This window comes from Pseudomonas baltica (assembly GCF_031880315.1).
Classification (GTDB): domain Bacteria; phylum Pseudomonadota; class Gammaproteobacteria; order Pseudomonadales; family Pseudomonadaceae; genus Aquipseudomonas.
Map to the genome: position 1 here is coordinate 1,902,625 of NZ_CP134771.1, position 14,576 is coordinate 1,917,200.

4 protein-coding genes and 1 pseudogene are annotated in these 14,576 nt (G+C 64.7%); 3 read left to right on the forward strand and 2 right to left on the reverse strand.

The window, feature by feature from the left end; translation table 11 throughout:
- Window positions 1–78 precede the first annotated feature (78 nt).
- On the forward strand, window positions 79–5,697 hold the full coding sequence (locus REH34_RS08340) for a dermonecrotic toxin domain-containing protein (protein ID WP_311971358.1): 5,619 nt from the start codon (window positions 79–81) through the stop codon (window positions 5,695–5,697).
- Between the two features lie 36 nt (window positions 5,698–5,733).
- Here the strand turns inward: REH34_RS08340 and metE are convergent, their stop codons facing one another.
- Window positions 5,734–8,043, reverse strand: coding sequence for a 5-methyltetrahydropteroyltriglutamate--homocysteine S-methyltransferase (gene metE, locus REH34_RS08345; RefSeq protein WP_311971359.1), 2,310 nt, complete (start codon window positions 8,041–8,043; stop codon window positions 5,734–5,736).
- 109 nt (window positions 8,044–8,152) lie between these two features.
- On the opposite strand from metE, the gene metR reads away from it, so the two are divergent.
- Entirely contained in the window at window positions 8,153–9,070 is a 918-nt protein-coding gene (gene metR / locus REH34_RS08350; RefSeq protein WP_226505035.1) for a transcriptional regulator MetR, read from the forward strand.
- Window positions 9,071–9,078: 8 nt separating this feature from the next.
- On the opposite strand, the gene REH34_RS08355 is transcribed toward metR, so the two are convergent.
- On the reverse strand, window positions 9,079–9,498 hold the full coding sequence (locus REH34_RS08355; RefSeq protein ID WP_311971360.1) for an NUDIX domain-containing protein: 420 nt from the start codon (window positions 9,496–9,498) through the stop codon (window positions 9,079–9,081).
- A 763-nt stretch (window positions 9,499–10,261) separates the two neighbouring features.
- Between REH34_RS08355 and REH34_RS08360 the strand changes: the two are divergent.
- A pseudogene (locus REH34_RS08360) lies at window positions 10,262–14,565 on the forward strand (DEAD/DEAH box helicase).
- Window positions 14,566–14,576 lie beyond the last annotated feature (11 nt).

Genomic DNA, 14,576 nt, shown 5'->3' on the forward strand with positions numbered 1-14,576 from the left:
ACCGTTGTACCTCTCTAATTGCGCCACGACCCGGCAAGGGCTGACCGCGCCGGCTTCACGCCAATGGAGAGGTAAACCATGACAGATTCCATCGACTCAACGCTTCCTGCACGCCCGTTCGACGCCGGCCCCGGCCCGATCAAGGATCCCAGCCTGTTTCTCAGTGCCTCCAGGCAATGGACGGAATGCCGCCAACAGCTGCTCGACCTGGTAGGCGCCGCCCCCGGTGCAAGGGCCTCACTGCGCCAATTGCTCCACGCCCAGTTGGCCCTGGATGGAGATCAGGTCGGCCTGACCTACCCCGCCGGCCCGCTCGACGTCGAGGATCAAACCCCCAGCGAACAATTCGTCAGCTTGCTCGAACTCTGCGCCTTGGTGATTCAGCAGCCTGACCTGAGCGCGCTGAACCTCGATGCAGCAGTCAGCGGAGTTGCGGATCAACACCCCTTGCACGGCAAAACGGCCCTTGAACTGGCGCAGCGACTCAAGGCACTCGCCCCCCAAGCCTTCGTGACAAGCCAGTGGGATGCCTACTGGAATGCCAGGGCGCCGGGCACGCCACACGCTCGGCGGGATCTCGCCGCCAGGCACTTCAAGACACACCTGCACTGCGCCTATCAACTGAGCTACGCCCAAGGGGCGCTGACCGCCGCCGAACTCAAGCCGCTACTGGCCGTGCTGGAAGCAGGCGACAGCGAACCGCTGCTCGATAATGAACACGTCTATATCGAGACCATCACCCTGTTGCCTTGGGGGGCTGGCTCACAGCGACTGCCAGGGGCCCTGGTGATTACCCACGACGGCCATGAGCCCACCCAGCAATTGCTCTTCCTTCCCGGCCAGGCGCCGGCCCTGTCGCTGTTCGCCGATCGCAATGCACTGGAGGCCTGGCTGCTCGAAAACAAACATCGCCTGTGGCCCGATGCGTCGCAGGTATTTTCGGCAGTGGACAGCATTGGCTATGGCCAGCAGGAGCACGGGATTGCGCCGCTGTTCAAGGAGCTGGTCAACTGCCTGCGCAACAACCTGATCAACAGCCTCTACCGCCATAACGATTTACCGCTCCCGCAAAGTGCCCGCGAGGCATTGGCCGCCGCCGATAGCTTCGACGCATCCCGCAGCAGCCAGAGCTTGCTCGCCCCAGCCCCGCAACTGCCCGACGCTGAGGATCGGCAGGGCGCCGCCAGCCCGTTCGGCCAGCTCTACGCCGACCTCGACTTTGCCGCTCGGCAGGCCTCGATCATCCAGCAACGCGATGCCTTCGAGGCGCTGCTTGGCACCGATTACCAAGGCGATGCCGATGATCCGAACCTGCTGACGCTCAAGCGCGCCATCGACGCCTTGAGCACCCAGCAGCTCGCCGCACTGACCGCAGCGCGCACCTTGGTGCAGGCGCAGACCCCGCAGGACCTTTACAGCCTGCGCCAACTACCCAACGCCGCCTACGACGAGCTCTACGCCGCACGCCTGGCGGGCCTGCGCGCCGAGGCCGAAATCCAGCAAGCGCTGAAGCAGCTGGATAGCGCCGAGGCGGCGATGATCATCAGCGTGCTGGACGCTCCGGTCGCCCTTCACCGTCTGGACAACTCAGTGGTCGCCGCCACGGTGTCGGTGTCCATGACGGAAACCGGGGGGGCGCGCCGCTCCCGCGAACTGGACGGCGTCCTGGTGATCACTCGCCAGGACGTGCTCGATGACACCACCGCGAACGGCAGCCTGCTGCTGTACTGGCCTGGTGTCGATGGCGGCTTGCAACGTTTCGCCTCGTACGCCGCACTCGAGCAAATGTTGCTTAAGCCATCGCTCGACGACGATGATCGGCATACCCTCACCCTGACCCCTCTGAGCGGCGACGCCCTGGCCTACGGGCTGCAGAATCAACTGCACCGCTGCGAGCTCCGAGCCGCACGGTTGTTGAAGCAGTACCCCAGCGCCACTCGAGCGGCCGAGCAAGCGCAAGCGTTGCACGGCCTGGTGGAAAAAACCGTACACGCATTGCGGGTGCCGCACCATCAAGCCCGCGAGACAGCCTATGCGCAACTGCTGGAGCTCAATCGCAGCAGCGCGCTGCACGCGCAACTGCCGGGCTGGCTCGCCACCTTGCCACAGGCCTACCGCCACCGGCTAAAGACGCTCATCCAGCACTATGTGCCAGCGGTGCAGCGCGCTCAATCGTTGCTCGAAGGGGATATACCGCTGCGTGAAGACTTTACCCGCGCCCGTATCCAGCAACGCCTGCGCGCCGACTTCGGCGTGACGGGTGATTACACCCTCAGCCTCGACCTGCCGGACTCGGTCCATCGAGTACGCGATCCGATTCAGGGTTCAGGCGCGCCTGGTGTACCGAGCAAGACCGTGCTGCGTCCCAGCGACAAACGCACCACCTTCACCCTGGAACAACTGGCCCTGGCCAATATCGACGATGACCTGCGCGACCGCTATACCTTCGTCGAGCTGCACGTGAGCGGTGGTAATGAAGGTGGACGCGGGCTGCTGCTGGCAGGGTTTACCTACCACTACCTGCAGACCCTGGTCACGGCCCTGGATTTGTCCGCAGCCTATACGGCGCTTATCCGCGCAACCTTCATGGGCACGGCCGGCGAGCCAGAGTTCAAGCATCAGTACCGCCGTGAATGTCTACGCAAGCCGATTCAACTGGCGCTGCAAATGCAAAGCGTCTACGCCAGCCAACGGGGCTTGCTCGACACTCGCGCCAAGGCGATTCTGGACATCGCCATCGATGCCGATTCGCCACGGGCCTGGCAGGTCGACGGCAAACGTATCGTGCTGCGGGCCGCGCTCTTCAGCGCCGGGGGCGTGGACACTGGCGAACTCACCGCAACCCTTTCGGGCGTCACCTTTATCGAGGAGCAAAACAGCGGGCAGACACTGATCTACTTGCCGGACGATCCCACGGGCGTCTATTTGCGCCACTACGCCAGTCTGGACGAGGCACGCGAGGGGCTGTTCCAGCTCACCCTCGACGCGCAGATCGCCGAGTATCTGGCCGATCGTGCGCTGCGCGGCGACCGGGCCGCGCACTTGAGCCGCCTGCGCCAGGCCCACGAGCGCAATTACTGGCAGATGATCGATGCCGGGTTGCCGTGGCCACACACTACTTCGCTGGCCAACCATTTGCTCGACGCGCACATGGGCCAGATGATCGAAACGCACCGGCGTACGTCTCGCAGCAACGACGCGTTGTATCTGCAGCAGTTCGCACTGGCCAGCGAAAACGTCTTTCACTACATCAAGATGGCGTTGGGCATGGTGCCGTTCGTGGGCACGGCGGTGGGTCTTTACGACGGTTTCAAGGCGCTTGATCAAAGCATCAAGGCGCTGCTGCGCAAAGACCTGTACGAGGGGCTCGAACAGTTCGAATCGGTCATGCTGTCGCTTATCGATGCCGCGATGGATCTGCTTCCCGGGGCCGGCATAGCCAATGTTCGGGGTGCCACGCGCCAACGCCAACTGCAAGGCCTGGCTCGCCAGCCAAGCCTGCTGCACCGACGCTACCTGTCCAGCAGCGCAGCGCAACCGGCGCGGCGCTTCGAAGGCTATGAGTACAACGGCTCGATCAATCTATCGGGGCTCGAACCCGCCAATAGCGGCATCTATCGCGCTGTCTACCGACACCCGCAGGGCGATTTCGTCATCAGCCAAGGGCACGTCTACGCAGTCACCCTGCACGACAGCCCACGCACCTGGCGCCTCAAAGGCAGCTCCAGCAAAACCTACCAGCAACCCATCACCCTGGATGAAAGCGGCCAGTGGAATACCCACGGCGCGGTGTATGGCAAATTGGTCAATGGCGGCCTTGCCGGCGGGGGCGGTGTGCTGGGACATCTGGCCGATGGCCTGGAACCGCTTTGGCCTGCCCCGATTCGCGGCTACCTGCCGGACTGGCTGACTAACCGACTGGAGCATCGCCGCCGCGTATTGCTCGACGCGGTGGAGAGCAGCAAAGATCAGGTGCAGAGCCAGACCCGCGCTTTGATCGCCCTCAGAGAGCGAATGGAGCGTGCCAGCCCGGCGGACCGCGGCGCAATGCGCGCGCAATTCAACGCGCAATCACTCAAGCTGCTCGATACCGCCAAGCAGACTCACGGCAAACTGCTTGAAGTCGAGCCCACCCTGACCGGTACCAACGCGCGTAAAGCCCGCGAAGATCTGAGCTCGCTGGCAGCCACCATCGTGCAGCGTACCGAGCAAGACGTGTATGCCCTCAAGCATTCGATCAACCGTCGCTACGACCAGCTTGACGAGATCCGCGCCGAGTCCGCGACCCTGCCCTTTGGCGTCGCCCATGTGCGCGCCCACATGGCCTTGTGGGCGCGACGCAAGCAGGTCCGCATCGGCCTGGCGCAGGACGCCGTGGCCATGGAAGCGCGCATGGCGCAAATGAACGAATGGGAGGCCCGGGTGACCGTCGCGCGCCACCGCAGCGGGGTGATCAACGACGCCACTGCCGTCAGGGTGAAACACAATCCGTGCATCATGAACGTGCACAAGGCACAGCAATACCTGGAAGCGATCAACCGCTATGACATGCCCGCGTCGGCCGACTGGTTTGCCTTGATCAATGAAATGAAGCCCCATCGCAACGGTGTGGAGCGTGCACTCGATACACAACTGAGCCTGCCGGACGTAACGCCTGCGCCGAACGTCGAGAGACGCCGCCAGGTGCTGGAGCAGTGTATCCAGACCTACCGCCAGTATCGAACCGCATTGAATGTCTGGCTCGCGACTTACCCGGCGCTGTTCGACACTGTGCACGTCGAGCCCTTGCTCAACGCCCTGCAGGAGCTGACAACCCTCGCTCATGACGGCATTCGCAAGCTGCCGGGGCGAGGCGAATCCTTGCGTCCAGGCAACCCGCGCGTGCCGGTGGTCCGGCGCTTGTACGAAGTTCAGGACGTCGGCTGGGTTTCAGGTATCGTCGAGCACCCCGACAGCCCGCGCCAGCGCATAACCATCACCGGCGCCAATGGCGAAACCGAAGTGCTGATCATAGAGTCCCCCGGGCGGGCGCGACTGGAGCGACAGGCCCCTGCGCCTGCTCGGCAAAATCTGCCGGACCTGCAGGCAGAGGCCCAGCGCCGGCTGGATGGGCTGGCGCGGTTCATCGACAACATCGAGGGTCACGCGCGCCGCAATGCGTCGCCTCAGGACCTTGAGGACATGATGAGCATCAAGGCCCGGGACCTGGAGCAACGCGCCACGAATCTGGAGCGCCTGAATGCTGACGATCCACTGGTGGCGACACTGCGCGACCGAGCCACCGAGCTGTATGCCAAGGGCACGGCGCTGCGCATCGCGCAATGCTTCGCCAGCAAGACACCGACCGAAGGTTACCTGGACTATCTGCTCAGCCACGATCAAGTGCAGATCGTACGGATCGATCCGCGCCGAGAGCTGCCGCGCGACGCCGACAATCGTGCGGACTTCATTCAGGAGTACGAAGTACGCGATGTGCGCACCGTTCCGGCGCGAAGTCTGTGGTTCGCGCACTTCCACTTCGGTAGCAGGAATGCCAGCTTCGAGCAGTTCACCAAGGCCCACCTGAAGCTTCCCGAGCAGCGCTACAAGGGCCTCAAGTGGCAAGCTGCGCAGGTAGCCGAGGGCATCGATGCCGAGCCGATCTGGCGAGGTAACATCGGCCGTCCATTGGCCACGCGCCACTTCGCCGATCTGTGACACCACGGCCCTGGTGGCAGCACCAGGGCCACTCCCTCACGCCAGCTGGCTGCGCAATTGCCGCGCCGCCGCCACCATGTTCAGCAACGCCGCTTCGGTCTCGGGCCAGGCACGCGTCTTGAGCCCGCAGTCCGGGTTGACCCACAGCCGCTCGGCGGGGATACGTGTGGCCGCCTTGCTCAGCAGGTTGACCATCTCGGCCGTGTCCGGCACCTGTGGCGAGTGAATATCGTAGACACCGGGGCCGATATCGTTCGGATAGTCGAACGCTTCGAACGCCTCCAGCAGTTCCATGTCCGAACGCGAAGTCTCGATAGTGATCACATCGGCGTCCATAGCCGCGATCGCCTGGATCACGTCGTTGAATTCGCTGTAGCACATGTGCGTGTGGATCTGCGTGTCGTCACGCACGCCGCTGGCGCATAACCGGAACGCCTCTACCGCCCAATCCAGATAGGCCTGCCATTGCGCACGCCGCAGCGGCAAGCCTTCACGAAAGGCCGCCTCGTCGATCTGCACGATTTTGATGCCGGCCCGCTCCAGGTCCACCACCTCGTCACGAATCGCCAGCGCCAGCTGTTGCGCCTGCACCTGGCGGGACACATCTTCGCGCGGGAACGACCACATCAGCAGCGTCACGGGGCCGGTCAGCATGCCCTTCATGACCTTGTCGGTCTGGCGCTGGGCGTATTCGATCCAGGCCACGGTCATGGGCTGCGGGCGGCTCAGGTCACCGTAGATGATCGCCGGCTTGACGCAACGCGAGCCGTAGCTCTGCACCCAGCCGAAACGGGTGAACAGATAGCCGTCCAGTTGCTCGGCGAAATATTCGACCATGTCGTTGCGCTCGGCCTCGCCATGCACCAGCACATCCAGGCCCAGGCGCTCCTGGACCTGCACCGCGTGGCGGATCTCGCTGTGCATCGCGTCGGTGTAATCGTTGGCCGACAGCTTGCCTTGCTTGAACGCCTGGCGCGCCAGGCGGATGGCCGAGGTCTGCGGGAACGAGCCGATGGTGGTGGTCGGGAAGGCCGGCAAGTGCAGGCGCGCACGCTGCGCCTCGATACGCTGGGCGAAGGGCGACTGGCGCTGGCTATCGGCGGCGGTCACCGCTTGCAACCGTGCCTGTACTTCAGGCTTGTGAATACGGGCCGATTGCGCACGGCTGCGCTGCACAGCGCGGCTGGCGTTCAGGGCTTGCTGCACGTGCGGCGCGTGTGGCGAGTCCAAGGCCTGAGCCAGCACGGCGATTTCGCCACACTTTTGCACGGCAAAGGCGAGCCAGCCCTTGAGCTCGGCGTCGAGCTTGTCTTCACGCCCCAGATCGACCGGGCTGTGCAGCAACGAGCAGGAGCCCGCCACCCACAGATTGTTGCCGAAACGCTGGGCAGCCTGCTGCAACAGCCCCAGGGCCTGGTCCAGGTCGCAGCGCCAGACGTTACGGCCATTGACCACACCCAGCGACAGCACTTTATAGCTGGGCAGGCGATCAAGCACCGCCGGCAGTTGCTCGGCGGCCCGCACCAGATCGACGTGCAGGCCGTCCACCGGAAGCCCGGCGGCGAGCCCCAGGTTGTCTTCGAGGCCGCTGAAGTAGGTGGCGATGAGCTTTTTGAGCGGCGAGTACTGGAGGATGTGATAGGCGCGCTCGAAGGCGTTTTTCCATTCCTGCGGCAGGTCGAGGCCAAGAATCGGCTCGTCGATCTGCACCCATTCCACGCCTTGGCGAGCCAGCCGGCTGAGGATCTCGCCATATACCGGCAGCAGGCGCTCGAGCAGGTCGAGTTTGTCGAATTCAGCGCCCTTGGCCTTGCCCAGCCACAAGTAGGTCAGCGGGCCGATCAGCACCGGTTTGACCTTGTGGCCCAGCGCCAGCGCTTCGTCGACCTCCTCGAAGAGTTGATCCCAACTGAGCACAAAGCGCTGCTGCGCGCTGAATTCCGGGACCAGGTAGTGATAGTTGGTGTCGAACCACTTGGTGAGTTCCTGAGCGTATTGGCCCTTGCCCGCTTCACCTGCGCAGCAGGTGCTGGCGCCACGGGCCATGGCGAACAGCGTATCGAGGGTCGGCCGGCCGTCGGCACCCTTGAGCGTGGCGAAACGTTCAGGGATGACACCCAGGGCCAGCGAGTGGCCGAGAACCTGGTCGTACCAGGCGAAATCCCCTACAGGCAGCAACTCGATGCCTGCATCCTTTTGCACTTGCCAGTGGCGAGCACGCAGTTCACGGCCGACGGCGTGCAGGCTGGCCTGGTCGAGATCGCCCTTCCAATAGGCCTCTTGGGCTTTCTTGAGTTCGCGGTCGGCGCCGATGCGCGGAAATCCGAGGTTGTGGGCCAATGCCATGAGGTGTGTGCTCCCTGTAAAAGATGGCGCCATTGTCGACAGGGAAGGCAACATGAGACAAACTCAATAAATTCGCTTTCATCACAAGTATCATTCATGGAGCACGACGGTGCTGGAAATTCGTCACCTCAAGACCCTGCACGCCCTGCGCGAGTCCGATAGCCTGGTTGAAGCCGCCGAGCGCCTGCATCTGACACAGTCGGCGTTGTCTCATCAGTTCAAGGAGCTGGAGGAGCGCCTGGGCATGCCGCTATTCATGCGCAAGACCAAGCCCATCCGTTTTACCAGCGCCGGCCTGCGCCTGCTGCAACTGGCCGATGCTGCGTTGCCCTTGCTACGCGGCGCTGAACGGGATATCGCGCGGCTCGCGGGCGGCACCGCCGGACGCCTGCACATGGCGATCGAGTGCCACAGTTGCTTCCAGTGGCTGATGCCGACCATCGATCAATTTCGCGACGCCTGGCCCGAGGTCGAGCTCGATCTGGCCTCGGGTTTCGCCTTCGCGCCGCTCCCAGCCCTGGCCCGCGGCGACCTGGACCTGGTGGTGACTTCCGACCCGGTGGAACTGGCCGGTATCACCTACGTGCCACTGTTCACGTACGAGGCCATGCTGGCGGTGGCCAACCAGCACCCGTTGGCCACCAAGCCGTTTATCGTGCCCGAGGACCTGGCCAGCGAGACGCTGATCACTTATCCCGTGGAACGGGATCGCCTGGATATCTTCACGCGGTTCCTTGAGCCTGCCGACGTCGAACCCGGGCAAGTGCGCACGGCCGAGCTGACGGTGATGATGATGCAGCTGGTGGCCAGCGGTCGCGGCGTGTGCGGCATGCCGCATTGGGCACTGCACGAATACAGCTCGCGCGGCTATGTGAAGGCCAAGCGCCTGGGCGACAAGGGCCTGTTCGCGACATTGTATGCGGCGGTGCGCACCGACATGCTCGATGCGCCATACATGCGCGACTTTTTGCTGACCGCCAAGGACACCTCGTTCTCGACCCTGGATGGGGTCAGCGCGGCGCGGTGATTGCCTGCTCAGGCGCTGCGCTGGGCCTGGGCGAATTCGCGCTGCAACGGCAGGATCAGGTCGCGGGTCAGCGGCGCCAGTTCGAGAGGCTCGACCTGGTCGATATCGACCCAGCGCGCCTCTTCGATTTCGGCGGCGGGCTGCACGGCCGCGACGCTGTGCACCCGAAACAGCTCGCAGCACACCTCGAATCCCGGCTCGTTGGCGGCCGGGGCACTGAACTGGCCAAGGTACTCGGCCTGTTGAGTGTCGATACTCAGCCCCAATTCTTCGAACAGCTCACGGGCCAAGGCTTCGACGGGCTGTTCGTGAGCCTCGATCTTGCCGCCGGGCTGCATGAAGGCCGTGGTGCCACGCTTGCGCACCAGCAGGGTTTGTCCTTGGGCGTCGAGCAGCAAAGCGGCGGCGATATGAATGATCTTCGACATGGCGGTTTCGTCCTGAATACAGGCGGCGCAGGATCGCATGAGGGGCCCCGACCGCCAAGGCCGTTGCCAGATATTTGCTGAACGGCGGTGGCCAGGCCAGTGGTGGCGCCCCTACGGCAACGGCAACAGCAACGGCAGAAGACTATTGGCGGTGGCTTGAGGGTTGTGTACGGGCCCTTTGCTGCGGGCCTGTGCGGCTCGCCCTGTCCATTGGCCCTTCGCCTAGGCTCATGGTACCCGCGTGCAGACACCTGAAGAGAGGGCACGGCGCAGTGGGCCATCCATGGCCCAACGCGCCTGACCCGGCATCCTGCCGGGATCTCCCTCTCTTCAGGCGCCTGCACGCGGCCTGCTGGAGGGGCGATCCACACAGGCCCGCAGCAAAGGACCAGCCGAGATTTGAGGTGCATGGAGCAGCTTTGAAAAGCTGAACAGACGCCACAAATATCACCGTTCTGCTTTCGAGCCGGCCTTGGGGTCGCGGCCCCTTCCAGCAGGCCGCGCTTCGACGTGCTGGCGAGGGGATAGCCGGCATGGATGCCGGCTAAGCCCCGTTGGGCCACGGAAGGCCCATCGGGGCGTGCCCCTCGCCAGTGCGTCGAAGCGCGGGAACCCCGAGCGTCAGCGAGGGGCCAATGGCGGGGGCCGCGACCCCAAGGCCGGCTCGAAAGCAGAACCACCCCGATCCCAAAGCACAGCAACCACCCGAGCAATCCGACGAACAACCTTGCAGCCACCCAACTCACCCCCCATTAATCATCACATGAACGCCCCCCTCAACACCGCCCCGCTCCCGGGCTTCCATCCTGCGGTCCAGGCCTGGTTCAACCAGCGGTTCCCGGCACTGACGCCCGCCCAAGCGCAGGCCTGGCCGTTGATCCAGAGCGGCCAGTCGACGCTGATCGCTGCCCCGACCGGTTCCGGCAAGACCCTCACCGCCTTCCTCGCCGTGCTCGACGAGTTGATCCGTGACGGCCTGGCTCACGACGGCAAGCTGCCCGAGCAAACGTTCGTGGTGTATATCTCGCCACTCAAGGCGTTATCCAACGATATCCAGATCAATCTGCAGGCCCCGCTGCAAGGCATCAGCGAACAACTGCAGCGCATGGGCCTGCCGCCGGTGCCGATCAGCACTGCCGTACGTACCGGCGACACCCCGCAAAAAGACCGCGCCGCCATGCGCAAACGCGCCCCGCATATCGTCGTTACCACGCCCGAGTCACTGTACGTGCTGCTCGGCTCGGACAGCGGTCGACAGATGCTCGCCAGCACCCATACGGTGATCGTCGATGAAATCCACGCCATCGCCGCCAGCAAACGCGGCAGCCATCTGGCGCTGAGCCTGGAGCGGCTGCAAGCGCTCTGCCAACGACCGCTGCGGCGGATTGGCCTGTCGGCCACGCAAAAGCCGATCGAGGCGGTATCGCGCTTCCTTGCAGGCAGCCAACGCGCGTGCGCCATCGTCGATATCGGCCACGCCCGGCCCCGGGACCTGGGCATCGAAGTGCCGCCAGTCGAGCTTGGCGCGGTCATGGCCAACGACGTCTGGGAGCTGGTCTACAACCGCCTGGCCGAGCTGGTGAACGAGCATCGCACCACCCTGGTGTTCGTCAATACGCGGCGTCTGGCCGAACGCTTGACCCGCCACCTCAGTGATCGCCTGGGCCGTGACGTGGTGGCTGCCCACCACGGCAGCCTGGCCAAGGAACAACGCCTGGATGCCGAACAACGCCTCAAGCGCGGCGACTTGCGCGTGCTGGTGGCCACCGCGTCGCTGGAGCTGGGGATCGACATCGGCGAAGTCGACCTGGTGTGCCAGATCGCTTCGCCACGCTCGATCTCGGCCTTTTTGCAACGGGTCGGTCGCTCCGGGCACTACGTCGGCGGCACGCCCAAGGGCCGACTGTTCGCCACCTCCCGCGACGACCTGATCGAATGCGCAGCGCTACTGGACTGCATTCAGCGCGGCGAACTGGACGTACTGCACATACCCGAAGCGCCACTGGACGTGCTGGCCCAGCAGATCATCGCTGAAGTCAGCTGCCAGGAGTGGCCCGAGCAGGCGCTGCTGCAACTGTTCCGTAACGCCACGCCCTTTCGCGACGTCAAGGAAGCTGACTATCAAGCACTGCTGGCGATGCTTGCCGAGGGCTACAGCGGTCGCCAAGGCGTGCGTAGCGCCTATCTGCACCGCGATGCCGTCAGCGGCCTGCTGCGCGGGCGACGCGGCAGCAAACTGACCGCCGTCACCAGCGGCGGCACTATTCCCGACAACGCCGACTACAGCGTGATCCTCGAGCCCCATGCTCTGAATATCGGCAGCGTCAACGAAGACTTCGCGGTCGAAAGCATCGCCGGCGATATCTTCCAGCTCGGCAACACCTCCTATCGCATCCTGCGCATCGAGACCGGCCGAGTGCGGGTCGAAGATGCCCAGGGCATGCCGCCCAATATCCCCTTCTGGCTGGGTGAAGCACCTGGGCGCAGCGCCGAATTGTCGCTGTCGGTGGCGCGCCTGCAAGGGGCTATCGACGAACGCCTGCACGCCAGCGCGGGCAAACTGGCGCCAGTCGTCGACTGGCTGTGCCAGACACTGGGCCTGAACCCGGCCAGCGCCGAGCAACTGGTCGACTACCTGGCCCGCACGCGTTTGGCACTGGGCGCGCTGCCGTCGCAACAGACACTGATCATGGAGCGTTTTTTCGACGAGTCCGGCGGTACCCAGTTGATCATCCACACGCCGTTCGGCAGTCGCGTCAACCGCGCCTGGGGCCTGGCCTTGCGCAAGCGTTTCTGCCGCACCTTCAATTTCGAGCTGCAGGCGGCGGCCAGTGAAGACGCCATCGTGCTGTCGCTGTCGACTACCCACAGCTTCGAGCTGGACGATATCTGGCACTATCTGCACAGCGCCACAGCGGAGCAGATCCTTATTCAGGCGGTGCTCGATGCGCCGCTGTTCGGCGTGCGTTGGCGCTGGAACGCCGGCACCGCCCTGGCGCTGCCGCGCTATGCCGGGGGCCGCAAAGTGGCGCCGCAGATCCAGCGAATGAAAAGCGAGGACCTGATCGCCACAGTGTTCCCGGATCAGATCGCCTGCCTGGAAAACATCGTCGGCGAGCGCGACGTGCCGGACCATCCGCTGGTCAAGCAGACCCTCGACGACTGTCTGCACGAGGCCATGGACAGCGACGCCTGGCTGGCCTTGCTGCGGCGCATGGAGCAAGGCCAGGTGCGCTTGCTCAGCCGTGATTTGCCGGCGCCATCGCCCCTGGCTGCGGCGATTCTCAATGCCCGGCCCTACGCCTTCCTCGATGACGCGCCGCTGGAGGAGCGCCGCACCCAGGCCGCACCCAGGCCGTGCTCAGTCGGCGCTGGAGCGATCCGGAAGCGGCCGATGATCTCGGCGCGCTGGACGCCCAGGCGATCGAGGATGTCTGCCTTCAGGCATGGCCTGACCCCACCCGCGCCGATGAGATGCACGAGGCACTGATGCAGTTGGCGGTGATCGAGCAAGCCGAGGTCGATGTGCAGCCCTTCTGGCAAGGCTGGCTCGAACAACTGGCCGGCCAGGGCCGGGCGATGTGGGTGCAGGCCGGCGAGCGGCGGCTGTGGTTCGCTCGCGAGCGCCTGACCTGTGTACAGGCGGTCTATCCGTCGATGACCCCGGCGTTACCGGCACTGGCAGGTTTCGATCAACCCTGGGAGAGCGATGGCGCACGGGTCGAATTGCTTCGCGCGCGCCTCAGCGGTTGCGGGCCCATGTTGCTGGGGGATATCTGCCGGCCACTGGCCCTGATGCCGAACGAGGTCGAACAGGCGTTGGCGGTGCTGGAGGGTGAAGGCTACGTATTGCGTGGGCAGTTCCGGCCCGGTGTACGTGATACCCAGTGGTGCGAACGGCACTTGCTGGCGCGCATTCATCGCTACACGGTCAAGCGCCTGCGTCAGGAAATAGAGCCCGTGGCGCTGCAGGATTTCATGCGTTTCCTGTTCGATTGGCAGCACCTGTCCAGCGCCACACGCCTGCAGGGCCCGGCGGCCTTGAGCGCGGTGCTGCAGCAATTCGAAGGCTTCAGCGCCCCCGCTGGCGCCTGGGAGAGCGAGCTGTTGCCCAGCAGGGTGAAGGGTTACGCGCTGACCTGGCTGGACGATGCCTGCCGCTCCGGCAAGACCGTATGGACCCGCCTCGGCGGCCGCGCCGGAGCCGGCAATACTTTGCGCAGCACGCCCATCGTCCTGCTGCCGCGCGCTCAGGTCGGCCTCTGGCGCAGCCTCGACAGCGCCCCTGTAGCGAGAGGGCTCGATGCCGAAAAGCCGTCAGCACCAGAGATATCCCTGCGCGCGCAGAAAGTCCTCGACGTGCTCGCCGACCAAGGCGCGCTGTTTTTCGATGAACTGAGCAGCGAGGCCCATCTGCTGCGCAGCGAACTGGAAAACGCCCTGCAGGAGCTGGTCGCCGCCGGCCAGGTGAATGCCGACAGTTTCGCCGGCTTGCGCGCGTTGATCACGCCAACGAGCAAACGCCAGGCGCACAGCAGCCGCCGCGGCCGCGGGGCGTTTGTCGGCGGCATGGATGATGCCGGACGTTGGGCCTTGCTGCGCAAACCCAGCGCAGGCCAGGCGCGCGATGAGGTTCTGGAACATGTCGCCATGACCCTGCTGCGGCGCTATGGCGTGGTGTTCTGGCGCTTGCTGGAGCGTGAGGCCGCTTGGCTGCCGAGTTGGCGTGAACTGCTGCGCACCCTGCACCGTCTGGAAGCCCGGGGCGAGATCCGCGGCGGGCGCTTCGTCAGTGGCCTGGCAGGTGAGCAATTCGCCCTGCCCGAAGCCATACCGTTGCTGCGCGAAGTGCGCAAACGGCCTATGGACGGTGGGTTGGTGACCGTCAGCGCAGTGGACCCGCTGAATCTGGTCGGCACCTTGTTGCCGGGCAGCAAGGTGCCCGCGATCAGCGGCAACCGCCTGGTCTACCGTGATGGCATCCCGGCGGCAGCGATGATCGCGGGCAAACCGCACTACTGGATAGCGCAGGACCCCGCGTTGCGCGAGGCCCTGATTCGTCGCTAGTCGCACCGACG